Origin of the sequence: Shewanella sp. SM20 (genome assembly GCF_025654545.1) — a bacterium.
Classification (GTDB): Bacteria; Pseudomonadota; Gammaproteobacteria; order Enterobacterales; family Shewanellaceae; genus Shewanella; species Shewanella oncorhynchi.
Genome location: NZ_JAKKRK010000066.1, coordinates 1 through 22309, shown reverse-complemented (window position 1 = coordinate 22309; position 22309 = coordinate 1). Strand labels below are relative to the sequence as shown.

The window sequence follows — 22309 nt, the reverse complement described above, 5'->3', positions numbered from 1 at the left end:
CTAGGAATTTAATTCCTCTAAAGAGCCGTTCGAGACTAGGACGTTGATAGGCATGGTGTGTAAGCGTTGTGAGGCGTTGAGCTAACATGTACTAATGACTCGAGAGGCTTAACCATACAACCCAGATGGGTTTTACTGAAAATGTTCCAGACATTTTCTAGCACTTCCTCCTTCCATGGAGGTCGTACGAAAAGCCTTAGACAGAATACAGATACTTGATAAAGTTAAAGACTCAAAACAATCAGCTTTCCGAATTATTATTAGCGTGAGCCAGAGATGGACACGGTAATAAACAGAATTTGCTTGGTGACAATAGCCTTGTGGAACCACCTGATCCCATCCCGAACTCAGAAGTGAAACGCAAACGCGCCGATGGTAGTGTGGGGTCTCCCCATGTGAGAGTAGGTCATCGCCAAGCGCCTAATTATCTCATTGAGATGTAACCAAGCCAGCTGAATAAGCTGGCTTTTTTGCGTATGCAATTTGTTAAATTGTCATTTAAAGACCAATGCTATATAGCATTGTTTTATTCATTTTCGTTTTGGTTCTTCTGCTAGTTCTTTACGTTTTTTCCTTCCTTTATTTCAGACTTTTATACTCTAAGTTGATTATTTACATGAAGATCTCGCTTAGTTTGATAAGTCCTTTTGCTTAGTGGTTAGTTTCCCGTTAGCATACAAAAATATTAATTTTTTTGTTAACGGCCATCTGTTGCCTATGCTTCGTAAGCTTTCGCTCGCAGTACTGCTTCCTCTTTGTATGCTGACCCTATATTTAGTGTTGGTCATAGGCGAGTACCTGTTCGAAAGTGACCAAGTTAGGGCTGAACTTGCGCAGCGACAATCGGCTTTGATAAAGCAACAGTTGTTCCGCATGCAGAATGTGGTTCAATCGGCGCAAGCTTTACAGGATGTAGAGCGGATTGAGCAGGAAGTTTCCTTAGCTGCGCTGGATATGGGCACTATGGTGTATATCTTGGTTGATGCTGAAAGCCGTATTCGTTTTGCTAATCATACTGTGTGGCGTGATAGCAATGCGACTCAAGTCATCGATGGTTATGATGTAGACCTTCACCGCTCTGTGGTTCAAGCTTTTCTTCCGCAGATCCTCGTTAATCTCGACCGTTTAACTATTCAAGCATATTATCCCGTTCTTCCCCAGTATGGTGGGGCTGTTGATTTGATTTATCTTGAAGCCGATTTAGCCCCTTTAGTTGCCGAAGCTTCTGCTAAGTTGCAGCAACGTTTTATACGGGTTTGGGGCCTTGGCGGATTATTGCTGATTGGCTTTACCTTTATTTTATATTTCCTGCTGATCCGCCCATTCCAAATGTTGAGCGAGGCAGCTAAGCAGGTAGGCACTTCTTCCTTTTCGACATCGATACCTTGGAGTTCATCTGAAGTTTTATCTTTGCAAGCCAGTTTGCAGCAGGCACATGAGCGTTTAAGTCGGGCAGTTAAACAGCTCAATGACAGTGAATTGCGTTGGTTATTTGCTGTGGAAGGTTCGCGTAACGGTATTTGGGATTGGGATATTAGTACTGGGGAGGTTTTTCTTTCTGATCGCTGGAAAGAGATGATTGGTTATGAGCCTGATGAATTGGCTGGAGTATTCCAGACATGGGAGACGCGGCTACATCCCGATGATAAGCAGATTGTGTTAGATGCTTTGCAGGAATACGTTAGCGGAAAGAGTAAAGAATTTGAAAGTGTTCACCGCTTACGCCATAGAGATGGCCATTATGTGTGGGTATTAGACCGCGGTATGTTAGTTGATTGGGATCCCCAAGGGCGCCCGACTCGCATGATAGGCATTCATATGGATGTGTCAGAAAGCGCGAAGAACCATGCTGCAATTACTGAGCTTGTAGATCAATCTGTTGTCGGTCGCAAGATGTTGCTCGATGTCTTTATGGTGCGTTTATCTCAATTTTTAACCCAAGGTAATAGTTCGGGGCAATGGGGGGCATTGCTGCTCGTTGAGGTGGATCGCTTAGGATTGGTCGCCACTTTACATTCCCATGAATTAGAGCGCTTGTTAACGCAAATCGCGGCCCGTTTATCGAGTTATTTCACTGAAAATATAACGGTCGGTCGATTAGAGTCTGGTAATTTCGTTTTGCTTGCTAAAGATTTAGCGGCAGATGCGTCAGCCGCTGCTCGTCGTGCTTTAGCCCTTGCGAGTGAGTTAAGGCAAGTGATTGCTCGACCATTCCATTACGGTCATCATCACTTTGAGCTGAGCGCGTGTGTGGGGATCTGTTTACTCGATAGTATAGAAACCTTAGATCCTGCTTTAGTGATGCGTCGTGCCGAGTTGGCAACGTTAAGCGCTAAGCAAGCAGGTCAAGCTGGGTGCGCTTTTTACCATGCTGAAATGGACTTTCGCCAGAGCCGTGATGAGCTGTTGCAACAGGAATTACAAACCGCATTACAACAAGATAGCTTAACGTTAATGTTCCAGCCTGTGATCAATGCGACCAGTGAACTTGTCTCGGCTGAAGTGCTCACGCGTTGGTATCGTGCTGATGGAGAGTTTATTCCGCCAGCTGAATTTGTGGCGTTAGCAGAACAAGGGGGAATTATTGCTGAGCTTGATCTTTGGGTGGCAAAGCGGGTGTGTCTGTTTATTCAGAAATCGCGGGCTCAAGGAAGGAGTTTGCCTCCTTTGACTCTCAATATCAGTGCATTCTCATTTGGTCAGGCTGATTTTGTTGATGCATTCGTTGGGTTAGTTAAGGAGCATGGTATTGTGGCTAATCAACTGGGTATTGAGCTCAATGAGGCCGCATTGTTAATGCAACCACAGTTTGTCGATGAGCGTGTCTCTAAGTTAGTTGAAGCAGGTGTAGGCATCATCCTCGATCATTTCGGTTCGGGTTTGAGTGCCTTGAGCTGCTTAGCTAATCAGCCATTAGTTGCGGTTAAATTGGATATGAGTTGTATCGATTCATTAACCACAATGCCAACAAAAGTGAATGTACTTATTACCTCTGCGCGGCAATTCAATTTGAGCGTTGTCGCCAAAGGTGTCGAATCATCCCAACAATATCAAGCTTTTGTTGAACTAGGCTGTGATGGCTATCAGGGCTATTTATTCAGTCGAGCTTTAAACCAAGCGGACTTTATCCAGCTTGTTTGTCCTCGTCCTTTATTGCGTAGCGTTTAAAGAAGTCGAGAGCATAGTTTAAGGCTTGGTTTCGGCAGGCGTCTTTTTCCATAAAAATCTCATGGGCAGCCCCAGCGATTACTTTCAATTGGCAATGGGTACTCACGGCGAGATTCTGGGCCGCATTATCAACAATCTTATCTTCACTCGCTTGCAGTATCAGTATCGGAGTGCGAATTTGTGCCGTTGCCAGTACGCAAGTATCTGCCGCATCTAAAGATTCAGTCAACCAACGGTTAGTGGGTGAACCGAGTTGTAACTTAGGGGCAGCATCATACAATTCTCGGTAGGCTTGGTATCGGGTTTGGCTGTGAGTTAGCTCATTCCCTTTGAATGGAACAGGTTTATAGTTTTGTCCTGCAAGTACATAATTAGGCTCGCCGCCATTGAGTGTGGTATCGAGTTTACTGGCCAACCAGCGTACGAACGCTTTTGGCATAGGTAATTTAATGCCATACATGGGTGCGGAAAATGCCGCGGCGGTAAAAATATCGGGATGCTGTTTGAGATATAAAGTGCCAATCGCGCCCCCCATTGAATGGCCAAGTAGCATGAGTTGTTTGTCGTTTTGTGGTAACACTATCTTCTGCATAAATAGAGCAAAGTCATCAATATAATCATTGAATCTTCGCACATGGCCCATGTGTGGATTGATTGTCATACGATCCGATAGCCCTTGGCCACGGTGATCTATGGCATAAACAGAGTAACCTTGTTGGTATAAGTCGAAGACCAATTCTTGATACTTTAAATAGGACTCGACTCGGCCACTGCTGAGAACGATTGCGGTATGCGCTTGGGGATGTTTGACCATCATATAGGCCAGCGTGACGCCGTCGGCAGAGGCTAGCGTGTCTTGAACAACGCTTTGCCAGAAGGCTTGTTGCTCTGAGGTATTTAAATCGTGTTCAGTCGAAAATGTCGCTTTGGCTTGGCTCATACTCAGTCGCAAATCATTTGGCTTGAATGGTTTGTTAGAGTGTAACAGACAACCATGGGAGTCTGAAAATACCGACTCCCATGAATTTCATTAACTTAGCGTGTCGCCTTTTTCGCTTTAATAAAATCATTGATTTGCTGTTCGAGGATCGACATAGGCACTGAGCCATTTTCGAGCACTGCATCGTGGAAGGCACGAATATCAAATTTGTCGCCGAGTTCCTGTTCTGCCTTGGCACGTAATCGTTTGATTGTTAACTCACCAATCTTGTAGGACAAGGCTTGTCCTGGCCACGAAATATAGCGGTCAATTTCGGTAGTGACATTGTGCAGTGATAGTGCGGTATTGCTGGCCATAAAGTCGATGGCTTGTTGACGACTCCATCCTTGGGCGTGCATGCCAGTATCTACGACTAAACGGGCCGCGCGCCACATTTCATAGGTTAAGCGCCCAAAGTTACTATATGGATCTTGGTAGAAACCAGCTTCTAAACCTAAATATTCGCAATATAACCCCCATCCTTCACCAAAGGCAGATATATAGCCATAACGACGGAAATCTGGGAGTGAGGTTAGCTCAGAGTTGAGTGATATTTGCAGATGATGACCGGGTACGGCTTCGTGCAAAGTTAAAGCTTCTAACTCGTAGAGTGGGCGCTTATCCAATGCATAAGTGTTGACCCAGTAGTAACCGGGTTCGTCATCGCTGTTCGAGCCTGAATATCGGCCTGTGGTGTATTTCGGCGCAATTTCTGCGGGCACTGGTGCTATACCATAGGGTTTACGGGGGAGTTTGCCGAAGTACTTAGGCAGCATGGCATCGGCTTTTTTGGCAATAAATGCCGCTTCTTTGAGTAACTGATCGGCACTGGTGGTGTAGAACTGAGGATCGGTCCGCAGGAAATGTAAGAAGTCGGCAAAGCTGCCTTTAAAACCTACTGACGCGATGATTTGTTCCATTTCTTGGCGGATACGTTGTACTTCTTTTACGCCCAGTTCATGCACTTCTGCCGACGTCATATTCAAGGTCGTATAGTAACGCACCCGATTCTCATAAAACTCAGCACCGTTAGGTAAGCTACTGGCTGCGATATTTTCCCGTGCATTGGGAATGTACTCTTTAGTCATAAAATCATAGAAGTTTTGATATAGCGGTAGGACTTTTTGCTCGACTAAAGCGCGACCTTCTTGGGTCAGCTGAGTTTTTTGTGCCTCAGTGAAATAGTTGGGATATTGAGTAAAAGGTTTGAAATAACTGCTCTTTTCAACAGGGACGATATAAGCACTGATACTGTCTTCAAAGCCATTGAGTGTCACTTTTGGCGGCGTTATTCCCTCGGCTAATCCTTGTTTTAGCCAGTGGGTTTGCTGGGCGAAATAGGTCGGGAGTGCATTGAGTTTGGCAATATAGTTGCGGTAATCCTCAAGGGTGTTGAATCTTCCCTGTGTGATTGACGTGATATAAGCGTGGAAGCCGCTTTCCGCCGTAATGGGCAGGTAATAATCCTTGAAACGATATAGGTCGACATCGTTTTGGAGCTGATCTTCCAGTATTTGAGCGTTAATCTTATCTTCTTTACTCAAGCTGCCGCGGTCGAGTGCTTTGAGCTGCGCTAGTACTGCGATTTGACCTTGATTAAGCTTAGCGAGCGCGGCTGGCGAGAGATCCGTTAATTTTCCTGCGGCACTGGCATAGCCCATGCTGTAAGCCATTTCAGGACTCGCACTGAGCTGTAATTGCCAGCTTTGGTCGATAATCGCTTGCAGCGCTGGGGCGATTGGTTCAACTTGCGATTGTGCTGCTGATATTGCCTGTGACGATGGGGTTTGAATATTTTTTGTGGTTTGGGTGGCACTGCAGGCGCCTAATGCGCATATCAATAAACTGGGGGTTAAGAGTTTATGCATGTTAGATCTCTGATATTTTCGTTGTTATTGAAGTCATTATGCCTGATGAATGCGGCCGTTCCTTGTATGGATATTAAGCAGAATTGTGACTGAATGTGAATTTAAATGCGTTTAGCGCATAAATGCCCCCGAAAATGCGTGTTAAACTTAGTGTCCGCCCGCGACCAAATAACAAAAGCATTGGCTGGGTAGTTCAAATAGGGGTTAAATATGATTGATACATCCATTCCATTGGTGGATCTGCATCGTCACCTAGACGGTAATGTGCGGGTAAATACCATTTGGGAACTAGGACACCAACACGGCATTGCGCTACCTGCCGATTCTTTAGAGACGCTCGCACCTTTTGTGCAAATTCAGGGGAAAGAAACTAGCTTAGTCGCCTTCTTAAAGAAGCTCGATTGGATGGTTGCCGTACTCGCAGATTTGGATGCGGTTAAACGCGTCGCCTATGAAAACGTTGCCGATGCGGCGTTATCTGGCTTAGATTACGCTGAGTTACGTTTTAGTCCTTACTATATGGCGATGAACCATAAGTTACCGATTGAAGGCGTAGTTGAGGCGGTAGTTGACGGCGTTAAAGCTGGCTTAAAAGACTATAACGTGAAGATCAATTTGATTGGCATTATGTCACGTTCATTCGGTCAAGCCGCTTGTACTCAAGAACTTGAAGGCTTACTCGCCCATAAACAACATCTCGTGGCTATGGACTTAGCCGGCGATGAAATGGGCTTCCCTGGCGAGTTATTTAACGATCACTTTAAACGTGTTCGTGATGCTGGCCTCGCGATTACGGCTCACGCCGGTGAAGCTGCGGGTTCACAAAGTATGTGGCAAGCGATTCAAGAACTTGGCGCAACTCGAATTGGTCATGGGGTGAACGCGATTCACGATCCTAAGCTGATGGAATATCTTGCTAAGCACCGTATTGGCATCGAATCTTGCCCAACCAGTAACTTGCATACTTCTACTGTGGCTTCTTACGCTGAGCATCCATTCAGAACCTTTATGGATGCAGGCGTGTTGATAAGCCTAAATACCGATGATCCCGGTGTGAGCGCTATCGATATTAATCATGAGTATCGTATCGCCAAATCTGAACTCAAGTTAACCGATGCTGAGTTAGCGCAGGTGCAACGTAACGGCGTTGAAATGGCATTTTTATCGGACAGTGAGCGCAAAGCACTCTATGCCGCTAAGGTATAAGTCGATTCTGAGTCGTTAATAAAAATAGCCATCAATAAAAAATCCGACTCTAGAGTCGGATTTTTTGTGAGCGTTTGCGAGTGCAGCAATAAGCGTTTTAGATCACGCGTGAGAACTGTTGCTGACGCGCTTTTTGACGATAGTAAAGATCGAAGCACATACAGATATTGCGGATCAATAAACGGCCAGTAGGGCTGATAGTGATCTGTCTGTCGACGATTTCAACTAACTTATCATCGATAAATGTCTGCATTAACTTAAGATCTTCTGCGAAATAGGTTTCGAAGTTAATCCCCAGTTTCTCATCAATTTTCGCCATATCCAGTTCGAAGTGGCAAATCAGCTGTTTAATCACGACGCGGCGGATTTCATCATCACGGTTTAGGCTGCAACCTTTCCACAAAGCATGGCCTTCCTTATCTATGGCCTCATAGTAAGGGCGGATATCTTTCTGGTTTTGCGCATAGCAGTCGCCAATCTGACTGATGGATGATACGCCAAGACCTAACAAATCGCATTCTTCTTGGGTGGTATAACCTTGGAAGTTGCGGTGCAGTCTGCCTTCGCGCTGCAACTTGGCTAACTCGTCATCGGGTTTAGCAAAGTGGTCCATACCGATATATTGGTAGCCAGCGCCAGTTAAGGTCTCAATAGTTTGGTGCAGCATTTCGAGTTTTTGTTTTGGCGAAGGTAAATGCTCGTCTTTGATCTTACGTTGAGCGGCAAAGCGCGCAGGTAAGTGAGCATAGTTAAATACCGACAAACGGTCAGGCGATAAATCTAAAACGCGCTGCATAGTGGCGGCAAAGGTTTCTGGCGTTTGGTGTGGCAAACCATAGATTAAATCTATGTTGGTTGACACAAAACCCATGGCTTTTGCTTTGGCCATTAAGTCGAAGATAAATTGCTCATCTTGTTCGCGATTAACGGCAATTTGCACTTCTTTATTGAAATCTTGTACACCGATGGATATCCGGTTAAAGCCCGCTTCTTTCAACGTGTCGAGCATTGACAGCTCAATCTCGCGAGGATCGACTTCAATTGAGTACTCGCCTTCTTCCGCAAAGTTAAAGTTAGCTTTAATCAGTGACGTAAGTTTAAGAATCTGCTCTGGATTTAAGAACGTGGGTGTACCGCCGCCCCAATGCATTTGGGTCACACTGTAATGTTTGAACAGGGGCGCACGTTTAATAATTTCTTGGCTTAAATATTCAATGTACTGATCGGCTTTGTGTTGGTGGCGGGTGATGACTTTATTACAGCCGCAGTAATAACAAAGCTTGGCGCAGAACGGGATATGAATATACAGCGACAGTTTATCGCTTTTGCTATTTTCAATGGCCGTCAGCAGATTTTGTTCGGTGAATGTATCATCGAACTCTAATGCCGTTGGGTAAGAGGTATAACGGGGACCGCTGTAGTTATATTTTTCGATCATCGACTGATCCCAGCTAATCTGAGTGGGCTGCTTCAAGGCGTGTCCTCCGTGGGTAAATTAGCAACAAGCGAAGTATGCAAGGTTCTTAAGTAAATAACCTTGATCTAGGTTGTAAAAATGACGTCTGTCATTTTAGAAGTTACGCAATATCTATCAAAAAAGTACGCTTGTCTGTCGATATTTGGCGGTTTTGTGCGCAGGCTCACGGGAGTAAGGAGGGTAAGATTGGTGCGGGTTTTATCGAGATGACCTCAAAACCACAATATAAGTGGTCTTGAGGTATAGCAATGGGCTGGTTTAATGCATCGCTTTGGCTTGGTAATCCGACAGTTTTTTCGCATCATCACTAATGCCTTGCTCTAATGCGGCTTCGGACTTCATTCTGATCAAGTCTAACTTCATTCTTTCTTGCTTAGGCAAGGCTTGACGAGCATCCATGATGGGATGATTTTTAATTAACTCAAAGTGTTTGAATAATGAAGGGTAATCGGGAGCCACACGCTCACTTAATGACAGGATTTCAAATAATCGCCCAATCCTGACCACGCCTTCAGAGATCTCACAGCGGTCTTCAATCATGGCAGTGGCGATATAGCGGATATCATCTAAAACTTGGGCACGTTTTGCATTCGCCGTGACTTCACGCTCGGCTTGTTCAGCCTGCTGACGCTTTTTTTGCTGCTTGAGTTTTAGGATTAAGAAGGTGGCGTAGCTACTTAGCGCTACTATGATGATAAAACCGAGAATAATGATAGTCGTAGACACAGAGACTCCTTATATGAATGGCATAAGGAGCCACAGCTAAAAACTGAGTTCCCTATGCCTTAGCACTGAGAGGTTAGAACTTGTCTTGATAATCTTTTAGTAAGTCAGCGCCTGATTCGAATTTGTCGAACAACTCATCGTCAGATAAAGACTTAGCAGGTGATGAAGGTGTGTCATCATCCATATCGTCGCTAATGCCTAGTTTAATCATCAGAGCTTCAATTTTATTTAGCTGTTGATCTAACCACTTTTGGTCAACCTCGTTGAGGTCGCGGCCTTCTTCAAGCATATCTAACAGCTGATTTAGTCTTGGATCTTCTTCCAATTTCAGCAGTTTTTGCTCGTCAGTCAGCTTAGCTTGTTTCACTTTTGGCTGAGCGGCTTTATCTGTTACCACTGCCGCAGGAATTGCTAAAGCCACAGGCTTTTTACTGCCATGACGCGGGTCTTTTTTCTTAGCGGCCTGCTGTTGCGGCGCTTGCGCTAAAATTAAGCTTTCGTTATGACGACTACCTGATTTATTGCCAGAATCTTTACGTTTGCCAGTCGCTACAGCGCGATCTTGCTTCTTCACTCTTGGCTGTAACTTAGGGCTGTTCTCGCCGCCCTTGCGTGTTTTCTTGCTACGAGACATGGTCTTCTCAATTATTTACAACGTATGGCCTTGTAGACTAAGGGTTAGCTTGTCTACAAGGTGCGAAATTAGGCCGAGTGTTATACCAGATTATGATGTTTTTTGCATCAAAACGAGGTCCTTTGCGGCAAATAATAGTTCAAAATCGCTATTGTTTGCGAGGTACTCGAAGGTTTGTCGCTGATAAAAGCTCACATGGGTGAGGTTGTTCTTATAATGCCACTTAGCAAAACCATCTAATTCAGTCAGTAATGGTGTGCTTATCGCTAACCAACCACCAGAATGCAGTAGCCGAGAGAGCAAAGTCCACTCTTTTATAGGGTTTTGAAAATGCTCAAACACCCGATAACAGCAGATAAAATCATACTCTAGCTTTAACACGTCATGATTCGGGGCAAAAAAGGGATCATATTGATTTAACTTGTGGCCCGCGCTTTCTATGGTCGTCAGGCTCTCATCATCGAGTATGCGGCCAAAATTCAATCCTAATAAACTGCCAGCTTGTTGCTGCTCTAATTGCGCTAACAGCGGCAAAATAAATTGCGATAACTGTTTTTGCTTCGACGCTATGCGTGAACGACCGTATCTTTGCTTCTCTGCCGCGGGGGGTAAATGGCTATTCGCATCCGCAAAGGTTAACTCACATGTCTTGCAAACATAAAAACTCCGCTTTTTATCTTGATGAAGGAGTCGTGTCTGACTGTTATGACAAAGAGGGCATCTGGGCATTGAGTCTGCTGAAGTGGTTATTAAGGCTTTGATTGTACCAATTATATTGGTTGAGTGCACATTTTAGACACTAATGGGGTGTTACAAAAGAAAAAAGGCGGCAGTTAAACTGCCGCCTTACAAAGGGTGCTTTAGCACCTTATCCTGATTCCAAGTATCCATACTTGCTATGCGACTTTCCCGGTCGGTATCCTTCTTTTTTTTACTGCTTTCCCTGCATTATTTTTGTTAATGGTCTTCCAGACACTTTATTTTTTCTGTCGCCATCCTGACTACAGTTTCCGTAGATGGTCTCGCAACACATCTTTTAAAGCATCGTCATCATTGACGTCGAGTTAACCATCCATGTTACTTAAGTACCTTCCTGTGATAACAAGCATCCAGCCAGTGCATCCTAAGCTTATCGCTTCCTTTGCTACAGTTTACATCATGTAAACTATGTCCTGATGGGGCAAGTTACCCTTAGTGTAAGGTGTTTTGCTAGAAGCAAATTGGCGTTATCGGCCATCCCTTACAAAATTGTGCTGACCTGGATTTCAAATGGAAATCACGACTCTTGTTATTATTAGAGAGTGGTCTTAAGTATATTATTGTTATTGAGTATCTTTATTCTTATATCTTGAACGTTAATTATACCGAAACCTGTAAGTTATTATTAATCTTTTTGTACAAACAGATGGGTTTATCTCGGTACGGGGCTTATTAAACCGAAATCTGTGATCTATGTCAAGCACGAATCTTTGCAGTTTACGTCCACGTCAACTTTGGGGTGTAAAAAAGGGTGACAATACACCCTTCTTTTCACTCGCGAAGATTACTTCAGGCTAGAAAGATACTTTGATAGCGCGTCGATATCGCTATCATTTAGTTTCTTAGCCACATCTTGCATCATGCCATTTAAGTCATTATGGCGGCCCGCTTCACGGAATTTTGTCAGCTGGATCTTGATGTAGTTTGCGTGTTGGCCTGCCAGCGTTGGAAAACCTGCAAGCTCAGCGCCTTTACCATCTGGGCCATGACATGCCATACAAGCGGTAATGCCACGAGAAACATCACCACCCTTGTAAAGTTTAGCGCCTAACTCAGGAACATCTTTTGCTTCAGCCACTTGGATTGCTTGGCTAGAAAAATATGCGCTAATGTCGAGAATATCCTGATCGCTTAGAGGCATTGCCATGCCACTCATGATAGGATCCATACGACCATCTTTACCGCCAGTTTGTGCTGCGCTACGGAAATCATGTAGTTGCTTTTGGAGGTAAGTGGCGTGTTGGCCCGCAATTTTGGGGTACATATCGATCATACTGTTACCGTCCATACCGTGACAGGCCGAACAGACAATGATTTTCGTTTTTCCCGCTTCAGCATTACCTTCAGCAATCGCAGGTGAAGATATGGCGGCAATTACAACAGACAGCGCAAGAGCTAGCTTTTTCATGGCGTTCCAACTTCTGGTTAAATTATTATCCTGAGCTTACTAGGGTGACCCGCAAGCGTGGTAAAATATGATTAATGTGATCGGAGTAATATTTTACACGAAAACGTGGGAAAGTAAGTAATTCTTCATAAATTATGGTATTGCGTAGAAAAATTTCGGAGTAAATAGTGACTGAATCTCGTATAGATTTTCGTAGGGCAAAGTTTTTAATCAGTGCACCTGACATTGCACATTTGGATCAATATCTGCCCGGCGATGTTGGAGTTGAGATTGCATTTGCTGGCCGCTCTAATGCTGGAAAGTCTAGTGCACTCAATGCATTAACTGAGCAAAAAAGTTTAGCAAGAACCAGTAAAACACCGGGCCGTACTCAACTAATTAACGTATTTGAGTTAGATGCTCAGCGTCGTTTAGTTGACTTGCCTGGTTATGGCTTTGCGCAAGTCCCACTTGCGTTGAAAAATAAATGGCAGCAAGCATTGGGTGAATATTTGCAAAAACGCGCTTGTTTAAGTGGCGTGGTTGTCTTGATGGATATTCGTCATCCATTAAAAGATCTCGATATGCAGATGATTGAATGGGCAGTTGCTAGTGAAATTCCAGTATTAGCTTTGCTAACGAAATCAGACAAATTAGCCCAAAGTGCTAAGATGAAAACCGTAAATGAAGTGCGTCTCGAACTAAGTGAGTTTGGCGACTGGGTGCAAGTTGAACCCTTCTCATCACTTAAAGGAACCGGTAAGCCTAAAGTGTTGGCAATTCTTAATGAATGGTGTCATCCACAGTGGTTGACTGATGAGTTAGATGCAGCGAATAACGCTGAATAATATCGCCTGTTTTGGTGTACATGGTAGAATTTGACTGTGTATACCTCCTCTTTGTTTTTACTGCAATTTTTTCTCTTTTGTTCAGTCTCATTCCCATCGGTTATTCGTTAATCTCAGGCAAAAAAATAGCCGATGATATTATCATCGGCCAAAAATATTAGCTCTTTTGGGGAGAAGCTAAATTCAACAAGACTCAAGCACCATCAAATTAGCTTCAATGGTTCTCAATGAAACTAGCATACAGCCAATTCATCCCTTATTAAAGTAAATACTCTAAAATTTACTTAAAGTCTGAAAAAAGAGCAAAAAAAAAGCCTCAGCAAACAAGTTGCTGAGGCGCCAGAATTTGGCTCATCACTATAAGTGAAATAAAGGTCTGAAAGATAGAACATCTTAACCTCTGTACCCTACGCAGAGAATATTACTCTATTTATCTTTAAATGGAAAACAGTTTTTTCAAAAAAGAGGTAATTATGTGCGCTTGATCTCAGGTTGTGAGTGAAAAAGCATCTCAAATTGATCCTAAAATTTCAGTGAAAATGGTTAATTGGCTGATTTAAAGAGAAAAATCGAAATTTATATACAAAAGTGATCAATATTTGAGATTTGATTTTTTACTCTAATCCTGACCTAAGATTTTGGTGTACGCGTGAGAGAACAACCGTTATGGCATTCTTGAGCATATATGGCTGACTTGAATGCAGTTTCAATTCGAGTAAATCACACCTTTTAATATCCATCTGCTGTGGCAGTGTATCGATGAACTCTACTGCCAAATGTATCAGGTAAAGATTGTTTGGCTGTGAGTGAATCATTTTCTGCCGATGAAGTTTGTCTAACTTAACGAGCTAATTTGTATTGTGAAAGGGTTATTTATGCTGAGTGATGAAAAGGACTCTGTATTGATGTTCTTAGAGGCGATTAAGACGGGAGAGAGCTAATCTGAGCTCAAAATATTGAAGTCAGATTAGCTTTATTTTCAGTTAAATCATATTGATAGTGTTCTTCTGGATATTACTGAGATTAGTGGGCTTCATCCCAGTTATCACCAATGCCTGCTTCGGCAAGCAGTTCAACATCGAGATTAGCTGCTTGCGCCATCAAGGTGCAGATTGTCTTTTTAAGTGCCTCTGCTTTATCCGCATCGACTTCAAACACTAATTCATCGTGAACCTGCATGATCATAGTGATTTCGCCTTGGGTTTCTGTTTTGATCCACTGGGCAATATTGATCATGGCCTTTTTGATGATGTCAGCAGCCGTACCTTGCATTGGCGCGTTAATCGCAGCACGTTCAGCACCTTGGCGGCGCATCGCATTACGATCACGGATTTCGGGCAAGTAGAGGCGACGACCAAACAGAGTCGACACATAACCTAAGTCAGCAGCACCCGCGCGCGTTTCTTCCATATAACGTAATACGCCAGGATAACGGGCAAAGTAGGTATCGATATAGGTTTGTGCTTCATGGCGTGGGATATCAAGCTGACGCGCCAAACCAAAGGCTGACATGCCATAAATTAAGCCGAAGTTAACCGCTTTGGCACGGCGGCGTTGTTCTGTGGTTACTTCATCAAAGTCGGTACCAAATACTTCTGCAGCAGTGGCTCTATGAATGTCTTTGCCCTCGGCGAAGGCTTTGAGTAAGCCTGCATCTTGGGATAAATGGGCCATGATCCGTAGTTCGATTTGCGAGTAGTCGGCGGCCAAAATTTTACGGCCTGCTGGGGCGATAAAGGCTTGGCGAATACGGCGACCTTCTTCGGTGCGAATCGGAATATTTTGCAGGTTAGGTTCGCTTGACGATAAGCGACCTGTTGCCGCATTAGCTTGATGATAGCTAGTGTGTACGCGACCCGTTTTGGCGTTGACCATCAGTGGCAGCTTATCGGTGTAAGTGCTCTTTAACTTAGATAGGCTTCGATGCTCGAGGATCACCTTTGGCAGTGGGAAATCTAAGGCTAATTCGACTAATACTTCTTCCGCGGTCGATGGCGCACCCTTTGGGGTCTTTTTGGTGATCGGATAACCTAGCTTTTCATAAAACAAGACTTGCAGCTGCTTAGGTGAACCAAGATTGAATTTTTCACCAGCAATGTCGTAGGCTTTTTCTTCTAAGGTATCGATTTTACGCGCCAGTTCATCGCTCTGTTGGCCGAGTAACATACTGTCGATTAATACCCCTTGACGTTCAATGTCCGACAATACTTGGATTAGCGGTAATTCGACTCCGGTAAACATGGCGGCAAGTTCGGCTTCTTTCTCGAGTCTTGGCCATAAATGTTGGTGTAAACGCAGTGTGATGTCGGCATCTTCGGCCGCATAAGGCGCAGCCGTTTCCAGTGGAATTTGGTTGAAGGTCAGCTGTTTTGCACCTTTACCGGCGATTTCTTCAAAGCTGATATTCTTATGGCCTAAGTACTTGAGCGCTAAACCATCCATATCATGGCGCGAAGCCACTGAGTTGAAAACATAGGATTCGAGCATAGTGTCGAAAGCGACGCCCTGTAGTTTGATCCCTGCATTGGCTAAGATACTGATGTCGTACTTAAGATTTTGACCGACTTTCTTGATCTTTGGATCCTCAAGCAGCGGACGCAGTTTTTCTAACGCGACCGTTTTATCGATTTGAGTCGGTGCACCAACGTAATCGTGGGTTAAAGGAAGATAAGCGGCTTTTCCTGTCTCAACGGCGAAGGAAATCCCGACTAATTCGGCCACCATGTAATCTAAGCTGGTGGTCTCAGTATCGATTGCCATTAAGTCGGCTTGTTTAAGCTTAGCAATCCAAGTGTCTAATTCGGCTTCGGTGAGAATGCAGTCGTACTGTGTTTCAATCGCTTCGACTGGAGATGAGTCTTCTTGCGTTTCTGTGGATGCCGCATCAATTGAGGTATTTGCCGTCATTTTATTATCTAAGACTTCAGCTAACCAACGTTTAAACTCCATCTCGCCGTAGCATTTGATCAGTTCATCTTTGTCTGCTGGCATGAGAGTGAGTTCGTGCCAATCTTGCTCAAGTTCGACATCGGTTTTGATGGTGGCGAGTTCGTAAGAAAGCTTGAGCATGTCGGCATTTTCAATGATCTTTGCCGCCATGGTTTTAGAACCTCTAAAGCCGAGCTCGGCGACTTTTTCGGGTTCCGCTAATAAGTTACTCACACTGCCGGCTCCCGTGAGCATAGCGAGCGCCGTTTTCTCACCTACGCCGGGTAAGCCGGGAATGTTGTCGGCCTTGTCGCCCATCAGCGCGAGTAAATCTATGATACGGTCTGGACCGACACCAAATTTGGTGACGACTTCTTCTGGGCCCATTATGGTGTCTGTCATGGTGTTGATGAGCGTAACGTTTTCATCCACTAATTGCGCCATGTCTTTATCGCCTGTGCTGATAAGCACGGCACGGTTTTCTAAGCTGGCTTGGCGGGCAATTGTACCGATCACGTCATCGGCTTCGACGCCGGAAATTGAAATCAGTGGTAAACCTAGTGCGCGAATAATGCGATGCAAGGGTTCGATTTGCGAACGTAGATCATCAGGCATAGGTGGGCGCTGTGCTTTGTATTCGCTGTACATGTCATTGCGGAAGGTTTTTCCCTTGGCATCGAACACGACTGCGATATGGCTTGGTTGATAACGGGTCAACAAGCTGCGTAACATATTCACTACGCCATAAACGGCACCCGTTGCTTCGCCCTTTGAGTTTGTCAGGTGAGGAGGCGCATAATAGGCGCGATACAAATAAGAAGATCCATCCACAAGCACAAGTGGGTTTTTAGCGACGGTTGGCATAGGTATTTTTCGTTTATCGATGACTTAGATGGCGCTAAGCATGCCACAGAAGCACTATTTCAGCCATGGCAAAATGACTCTCAGCCTGTGGATAAGTCTGTGAGTGAAAAAGTCAACTGAGAATAATGGCGATGATTACGGCTTAGTGCGATTTTTTTAAGTTGTTGTTTTTTATGTTTATAAAAGATTTGTGTGAGTTCAATACTGTTTCTTAAAAAATCTTCCCAATTTGTGGATTTTTTATTGACTCCGTAAAATACATCTAAGGATTGGCTTAATTTTCGGCACTCGTCAGATTCGACGAATTAAGTTAGCACGATTTTTAATCAGATCAACTAGTTTGTTTATGGTTTGTTAAAACTTAATGACATAAGAAGGATATTTTTAATGAAAAAAGTCGCAGTGTTACTGAGTGGATGTGGTGTTTTCGATGGAACTGAGATACATGAATCGGTTTTAACGCTTTTATGCTTATCCCGATCAGGGGCTCACTACCAGTGTTTTGCACCTGATATCAAACAGATGCATGTGGTAGATCATTTCACTGGCGAGGTCGATGCTGCTGCAAGTCGTAACGTGCTGGTGGAGTCGGCACGTATCGCCCGTGGCGAAGTCAAAGCGACCACAGAATTAGATATCGCCGAATTTGATGCCTTGATCATTCCCGGTGGCTTTGGTGCGGCGAAAAATCTGTGTAACTTTGCGACGAATGGCAGTGAGTGTGAAGTGGAACCGCTGGTGACTGATTTTATCAATGAGTTCATTCTGGCGAAAAAGCCCGTTGGTTTTATCTGTATTGCTCCTATGATGATCCCGCGTTTATATCCCCAGGGTGTAAAAGGCACTATCGGTAATGATAGCGATACTGTCGCAGCGTTTAATTTGATGGGCGGTGAGCATCAAGTTGCGACAGTACATGAGATAGTCGTGGATGAAGCGAATCGCATTGTCAGCACTCCCGCTTATATGTTGGCTGGTAATATTGCTGAGGCGCATTCAGGCATCGAGAAGCTAGTCGTTAAGCTACTAGAAATGACTGATCAGAGTTAGTTTGAGCGGTTTGTAGAGGAGTGAAGCGAGTCATTGAACCAAGATAAATTTCAGGATTTATCTTGGTTCACAATATTAGATTGAGTTATTAGATTGAGCTCGAGGATTTGCGGCTATCAAATAAACCTTGGGCTAAACCTATGAGTAAGCCGCCAATGTGGGCACCATTAGCAACCGAAACCCCTAGAATATCTGTGAATCCCAATGCCAACCATATCATCATAAAGCCCATATATGATGGTGGGAAATCTATTCCAGCTGCGGGTTTACGTATACCCATGATCCAAGTGTAACCCACCACTGCATACACAACGCCGGACAGCCCGCCAAAGTTAGGTCCACCGACATAATATTGGATAACGTTTGGCAGAGTTCCTGCGACAAACAGCAAAATGAGCAATGGTGCAGTACCGATACGGGTTTCGATTTTACCGCCTAAATACCACCACCAGAGCAAATTAAAGATGACGTGCATGGCTGAAAAATGCAGCAGGCTCGGTGTAAAAACACGCCAGAACTGGCTGAACTCTGAATGAGGTACTGCCCCAAAATAGGACAGTGCTTCGTAGGTTTGGTTGGCGAATCCTAAGTTCATCGCCGCAAAAATGAGTACGCAAACCGCAAATACGATCAGCGTGACTGGGCCTGCGCCGGTAATAAATTGGGTGAACAACTGCAGCGAAGGGGCACCATAATCGAGTTTGGTTTGGGTATCGCCGTGTTCCCATGAGGCTTGCAGATATTTATTGTCGTAAGGGTGAGCAATAAAGTGGGCAAACTCTTTGCGTGCTTGCTCCACATCTTTGTCATGGATAACCAAAATGGCAACACCCTGAACCAGCGGCTCAATTTGGCAGTCAATGTCTTCCCCTTTGAGGTAATCGACAAATGCCTGCGCGGCTCTGCTGTTGGGGAGTCTGCCAATTTCTATCATGCATTCGCCTCATGCCAGGCGCTATAGCCGCCGTCTAGGCTGTAAACGTCATCAAAACCTTGTTCGCATAAATATTGCGCTGCATTTTGGCTGCTCATGCCGTGGTAACAAACCACCACCAGTGGGCTATCCATATCGGCTTGGCTAATAAATTGCGCTAGGTTTTCGTTATTCAGGTTAGTTGCACCTGCAATATGGCCGTTGGTGAAGCTATTGCCATCGCGGATATCGACGATTTGCACTGGCTGTGCTTCGGTCATTTGCAGCAATTGATTAACGCTTAAGTGTTTAAAGGAAGACATAATAAAACCTGACAAAGCTAAGAGATGGAAATCAAGATGGGATAAGTGTGCAACAAGGGGCTGCGAGTGTACAGCCCCTATCTAGGTAATGCTCTGGAGGATTAATCCCAGCTGAGGATCACTTTACCCGATTGGCCCGAGCCCATAGCGTCGAAACCTTGTTGGAAATCATCAATCTTGAAGTGGTGAGTGATGATAGGTGAAATATCTAAGCCTGATTGGATAAGACTGGCCATTTTGTACCAAGTTTCGAACATTTCACGGCCGTAGATGCCTTTAATGACCAAACCTTTGAAGATCACTTTGCTCCAGTCGATGGCCATTTCACCAATTGGAATACCGAGCATAGCGACTTTGCCGCCGTGGTTCATGGTATCTAACATGGCGTGGAAGGCTGAGGGTACGCCAGACATTTCTAATCCAACGTCGAAACCTTCGGTCATGCCCAGTTCTTTCATCACGTCTTTTAGGTTTTCTTTTGACACGTTCACAGCGCGCGTGGCGCCCATTTTACGGGCCAGCTCTAAGCGGTATTCGTTGACGTCAGTGATCACCACATGGCGAGCACCTACGTGACGACATACTGCAGCCGCCATTATGCCGATGGGACCTGCGCCGGTGATCAACACGTCTTCACCGACTAAATCGAAGGATAATGCTGTGTGCACAGCGTTACCAAAGGGGTCAAAGATTGAGGCTAAATCATCGCTGATATCATCAGGGATTTTAAAGGCGTTAAAGGCGGGGATAACTAAGTATTCCGCAAATGAACCTTCACGATTGACACCCACGCCAGAGGTGTTACGGCATAAATGGGTGCGGCCTGCGCGGCAGTTACGGCAGTGGCCGCAGGTGATATGGCCTTCGCCAGACACGCGGTCGCCTATCTTAAAACCACGAACTTCTTGACCGATATCAACCACTTCGCCTACATATTCATGACCAACAACCATGGGGACTGGAATGGTTTTTTGTGACCATACGTCCCAGTTGTAGATGTGCATGTCGGTGCCACAAATCGCAGTTTTTTTAATTTTGATCAGCAGATCGTTGTGGCCCATCACTGGCTTAGGCGCATCGACTAACCAAATACCTTTTTCGGCTTTTAACTTGCTTAGTGCTTTCATTGTCTCAAGTCCTAAATAGGGGTTAAATAATGCCCATTTCTTTGGCAATACGGGTAAAGGCGGCGATCGCTTTGTCGAGTTGCTCACGGGTATGTGCCGCTGACATTTGCGTACGGATACGGGCTTGTCCCTTAGGAACTACTGGGAACGAGAAGCCAATAACATAAATATGTTCTGCTAATAAGCGGTTAGCAAAGTCGCCCGCCAGTTTCGCATCACCAATCATCACAGGGATAATCGCGTGGTCGGCGCCGCCCAAAGTAAAGCCTGCTGCTGACATTTGCTCACGGAAATAACGGCTGTTTTCCCATACGGCTTCGCGCAGGGCTTGGCCTGATTTGAGCATTTTTAACACATGGATAGATGCAGTCACGATTGATGGCGCTAATGAGTTAGAGAACAGGTAAGGACGTGAACGCTGACGTAACCAGTCGATGACTTCTTTTTTACCCGAAGTGAAACCACCCGATGCGCCGCCTAAGGCTTTGCCTAAGGTGCCAGTGATGATGTCGACTCTGTCCATCACATTGCAATATTCGTGCGTGCCACGGCCGTTTGCGCCGATAAAGCCCACAGCGTGAGAGTCATCGACCATCACCAGTGCGCCGTATTTATCGGCTAAATCACATACGCCTTGCAGGTTAGCAATCACGCCGTCCATCGAGAATACGCCATCGGTGGCGATCAAGATGTTACGGGCGCCTGCTTCTTTCGCGGCGATCAACTGAGTTTCTAAATCGGCCATGTCGTTGTTGGCATAGCGGAAACGCTTCGCTTTACATAAACGCACACCGTCGATGATAGAAGCATGGTTTAACGCATCGGAAATGATGGCGTCTTCTGCATCTAACAAGGTCTCGAACAGACCTGCGTTTGCATCAAAACATGAAGAGTAAAGAATGGTGTCTTCAGTGCCGAGGAATTCGCTTAGGCTAGCTTCTAGCTTTTTATGTATGTCTTGGGTGCCGCAAATAAAGCGTACCGACGCCATACCAAAGCCGTGGCTGTCTAATCCCTGTTGGGCGGCTTTGATTAGCTCTGGGTGATTCGCTAGGCCTAGGTAATTATTCGCGCAAAAGTTAACAACTTCTTGGTGATTAACTTGAATGGCAGTCTGTTGTGGTGAGGCAATAACACGCTCGCTTTTATATAAGCCTTCGGCTTTGATGTCTGCAAGCTGTTGATTAATCTGTGCGTAGAATGAGGTAGAGGCCACCTGATATCTCCTTAGTTAACTTTATTCTGATTTTGGGAGTGGCGGCATTCTAACTCTAAACCTAATCGGCCTACAGCCTTTTTTTCATGCAGGTTCGCAAGATAAACTAGTTTAGGGCTAAAGTGGTTTTTACATTATAAAAACTAATGTGCAACATAAGTTTGCCACTGTTTGACTGAGTATTCTTTTAAGCGTTGTAGAGCGAAAACGGGTTCGCACTCAGTACTATAATTGCTTTGAGTTTAGTTCCGAATGCGAGTTCCCAACATAGGCGTTTGGGATGATGTTATAGGGATTCTTGACTCGCTAGCGCGTGGTAATGTTGCTCTAGGCGAGTAAAAGTCGCAACGGAAGTCGGGGTTGCATAGGCTTTGAAAATCATCAGCACCCTTAAAACGCCTTCATAAAGTGTCGCTTTAGTAATGGTTGACGTGCTGGATTGTGTGAGTTGATAACCAATCCAAAAGCTGACGATCATCTTAATGGTATCCGCCAGTGGCGTGATTTTGTCAGCATCGACACACAGAAATCCATCTTGTGTGAGTTTATGCAGCACATGGCTTGAACGCGTTAAGACTTGCTGCTGTGCGCTGAAGAATCCCCTGATGATTTACAAATAAATCATCAAATTAGGGTGGAAGCGCATCTTGTTGCATGATCAAATGGTTTCGCCAAAAACTACACTTGGACAACAAGATGCGCGAAGCCAATATCCTACAACATTCTTTACACCAATACTGCCCAGAACTTCACCTAAAACGATTAAACAGCTTGATGCTGGCCTCTAAGGCACTGATTGAATGTAAGACACTGACCTTGACTGAGTTAGGTCGAAA

Annotated in this window: 16 protein-coding genes, 2 rRNA genes and 2 pseudogenes; 7 read left to right on the top strand and 13 right to left on the bottom strand. The window is 44.8% G+C overall.

What is annotated here, in order from left to right:
- From L5M18_RS20555 to L5M18_RS20545, 3 genes are all read left to right on the top strand, one after another.
- Positions 1-116: ribosomal RNA gene (locus L5M18_RS20555) — 23S ribosomal RNA — on the top strand; the annotation flags it as partial.
- A 186-nt stretch (positions 117-302) separates the two neighbouring features.
- Positions 303-418 (top strand): 5S ribosomal RNA (gene rrf, locus L5M18_RS20550).
- Between the two features lie 299 nt (positions 419-717).
- The gene (locus tag L5M18_RS20545; protein ID WP_263198435.1) at positions 718-3168 is read left to right on the top strand and encodes a GGDEF domain-containing phosphodiesterase; all 2451 of its coding nucleotides are present in this window, start codon (positions 718-720) and stop codon (positions 3166-3168) included.
- Here L5M18_RS20545 and L5M18_RS20540 read toward each other — a convergent pair.
- The gene (locus L5M18_RS20540; RefSeq protein WP_105250768.1) at positions 3125-4108 is read right to left on the bottom strand and encodes an alpha/beta fold hydrolase; all 984 of its coding nucleotides are present in this window, start codon (positions 4106-4108) and stop codon (positions 3125-3127) included. The two genes, L5M18_RS20545 and L5M18_RS20540, sit on opposite strands and share 44 nt — an antisense overlap.
- Positions 4109-4203: 95 nt before the next feature.
- Complete coding sequence (locus L5M18_RS20535; RefSeq protein WP_263198434.1) at positions 4204-6015, bottom strand: DUF885 domain-containing protein; 1812 nt, start codon at positions 6013-6015, stop codon at positions 4204-4206.
- A 210-nt stretch (positions 6016-6225) separates the two neighbouring features.
- Between L5M18_RS20535 and add the strand changes: the two genes are divergently transcribed.
- Positions 6226-7221 carry an adenosine deaminase gene (add, locus tag L5M18_RS20530; RefSeq protein ID WP_219251466.1) on the top strand — a complete coding sequence of 332 codons (996 nt, stop codon included), beginning with the start codon at positions 6226-6228 and terminating at the stop codon, positions 7219-7221.
- Positions 7222-7318: 97 nt separating this feature from the next.
- Here add and hemN read toward each other — a convergent pair whose 3' ends face one another.
- From hemN to L5M18_RS20505, 5 genes are all read right to left on the bottom strand, one after another.
- A complete protein-coding gene (gene hemN, locus L5M18_RS20525; protein WP_263162672.1) occupies positions 7319-8695 on the bottom strand; it encodes an oxygen-independent coproporphyrinogen III oxidase in 1377 nt (458 codons plus the stop codon).
- Between the two features lie 261 nt (positions 8696-8956).
- The gene (locus L5M18_RS20520) at positions 8957-9424 is read right to left on the bottom strand and encodes a DUF2489 domain-containing protein (protein ID WP_113940148.1); all 468 of its coding nucleotides are present in this window, start codon (positions 9422-9424) and stop codon (positions 8957-8959) included.
- A gap of 73 nt (positions 9425-9497) precedes the next feature.
- Positions 9498-10058 carry a Der GTPase-activating protein YihI gene (gene yihI, locus L5M18_RS20515; protein WP_105250763.1) on the bottom strand — a complete coding sequence of 187 codons (561 nt, stop codon included), beginning with the start codon at positions 10056-10058 and terminating at the stop codon, positions 9498-9500.
- 90 nt (positions 10059-10148) lie between these two features.
- Positions 10149-10787: a class I SAM-dependent methyltransferase gene (locus tag L5M18_RS20510; RefSeq protein ID WP_263162670.1), complete on the bottom strand. Its 639-nt coding sequence runs from the start codon at positions 10785-10787 to the stop codon at positions 10149-10151.
- 814 nt (positions 10788-11601) lie between these two features.
- Entirely contained in the window at positions 11602-12225 is a 624-nt protein-coding gene (locus L5M18_RS20505) for a c-type cytochrome (protein WP_105250761.1), read from the bottom strand.
- A 167-nt stretch (positions 12226-12392) separates the two neighbouring features.
- Between L5M18_RS20505 and yihA the strand changes: the two genes are divergently transcribed.
- A complete protein-coding gene (gene yihA, locus L5M18_RS20500; RefSeq protein ID WP_263198433.1) occupies positions 12393-13052 on the top strand; it encodes a ribosome biogenesis GTP-binding protein YihA/YsxC in 660 nt (219 codons plus the stop codon).
- A gap of 1023 nt (positions 13053-14075) precedes the next feature.
- Here yihA and polA read toward each other — a convergent pair.
- Positions 14076-16844 carry a DNA polymerase I gene (polA, locus tag L5M18_RS20495; protein ID WP_263162667.1) on the bottom strand — a complete coding sequence of 923 codons (2769 nt, stop codon included), beginning with the start codon at positions 16842-16844 and terminating at the stop codon, positions 14076-14078.
- 387 nt (positions 16845-17231) lie between these two features.
- On the opposite strand from polA, the gene elbB reads away from it, so the two are divergent.
- Positions 17232-17894: an isoprenoid biosynthesis glyoxalase ElbB gene (gene elbB, locus L5M18_RS20490; RefSeq protein WP_263162665.1), complete on the top strand. Its 663-nt coding sequence runs from the start codon at positions 17232-17234 to the stop codon at positions 17892-17894.
- Positions 17895-17982: 88 nt separating this feature from the next.
- Here elbB and glpG read toward each other — a convergent pair whose 3' ends face one another.
- From glpG to L5M18_RS20465, 5 genes and pseudogenes are all read right to left on the bottom strand, one after another.
- Entirely contained in the window at positions 17983-18828 is an 846-nt protein-coding gene (glpG, locus tag L5M18_RS20485) for a rhomboid family intramembrane serine protease GlpG (protein WP_105250758.1), read from the bottom strand.
- The gene (gene glpE, locus L5M18_RS20480; protein ID WP_006084745.1) at positions 18825-19130 is read right to left on the bottom strand and encodes a thiosulfate sulfurtransferase GlpE; all 306 of its coding nucleotides are present in this window, start codon (positions 19128-19130) and stop codon (positions 18825-18827) included. The genes glpG and glpE overlap by 4 nt, the downstream gene beginning before the upstream one ends.
- 101 nt (positions 19131-19231) lie before the next feature.
- Positions 19232-20257 (bottom strand): L-threonine 3-dehydrogenase, encoded by a 1026-nt coding sequence (gene tdh, locus L5M18_RS20475; RefSeq protein WP_263198432.1) that lies wholly within the window; start codon positions 20255-20257, stop codon positions 19232-19234.
- A 22-nt stretch (positions 20258-20279) separates the two neighbouring features.
- Positions 20280-21473: a glycine C-acetyltransferase gene (locus L5M18_RS20470; RefSeq protein WP_263198431.1), complete on the bottom strand. Its 1194-nt coding sequence runs from the start codon at positions 21471-21473 to the stop codon at positions 20280-20282.
- Positions 21474-21759: 286 nt separating this feature from the next.
- Positions 21760-22071: pseudogene (locus L5M18_RS20465) on the bottom strand (TetR/AcrR family transcriptional regulator); the annotation flags it as partial.
- A 98-nt stretch (positions 22072-22169) separates the two neighbouring features.
- On the opposite strand from L5M18_RS20465, the pseudogene L5M18_RS20460 reads away from it, so the two are divergent.
- Positions 22170-22309: pseudogene (locus L5M18_RS20460) on the top strand (IS4 family transposase); the annotation flags it as partial.

Excerpts from the sequence above, each read along its gene's own strand:
- L5M18_RS20545 (WP_263198435.1), top strand. The coding sequence starts at position 718 with ATGCTTCGTAAGCTTTCGCTCGCAGTACTGCTTCCTCTTTGTATGCTG.
- L5M18_RS20540 (WP_105250768.1), bottom strand. The coding sequence starts at position 4,108 with ATGAGCCAAGCCAAAGCGACATTTTCGACTGAACACGATTTAAATACC.
- L5M18_RS20535 (WP_263198434.1), bottom strand. The coding sequence starts at position 6,015 with ATGCATAAACTCTTAACCCCCAGTTTATTGATATGCGCATTAGGCGCC.
- add (WP_219251466.1), top strand. The coding sequence starts at position 6,226 with ATGATTGATACATCCATTCCATTGGTGGATCTGCATCGTCACCTAGAC.
- yihI (WP_105250763.1), bottom strand. The coding sequence starts at position 10,058 with ATGTCTCGTAGCAAGAAAACACGCAAGGGCGGCGAGAACAGCCCTAAG.
- L5M18_RS20510 (WP_263162670.1), bottom strand. The coding sequence starts at position 10,787 with ATGCCCAGATGCCCTCTTTGTCATAACAGTCAGACACGACTCCTTCAT.
- L5M18_RS20505 (WP_105250761.1), bottom strand. The coding sequence starts at position 12,225 with ATGAAAAAGCTAGCTCTTGCGCTGTCTGTTGTAATTGCCGCCATATCT.
- polA (WP_263162667.1), bottom strand. The coding sequence starts at position 16,844 with ATGCCAACCGTCGCTAAAAACCCACTTGTGCTTGTGGATGGATCTTCT.
- elbB (WP_263162665.1), top strand. The coding sequence starts at position 17,232 with ATGAAAAAAGTCGCAGTGTTACTGAGTGGATGTGGTGTTTTCGATGGA.
- glpG (WP_105250758.1), bottom strand. The coding sequence starts at position 18,828 with ATGATAGAAATTGGCAGACTCCCCAACAGCAGAGCCGCGCAGGCATTT.
- glpE (WP_006084745.1), bottom strand. The coding sequence starts at position 19,130 with ATGTCTTCCTTTAAACACTTAAGCGTTAATCAATTGCTGCAAATGACC.
- tdh (WP_263198432.1), bottom strand. The coding sequence starts at position 20,257 with ATGAAAGCACTAAGCAAGTTAAAAGCCGAAAAAGGTATTTGGTTAGTC.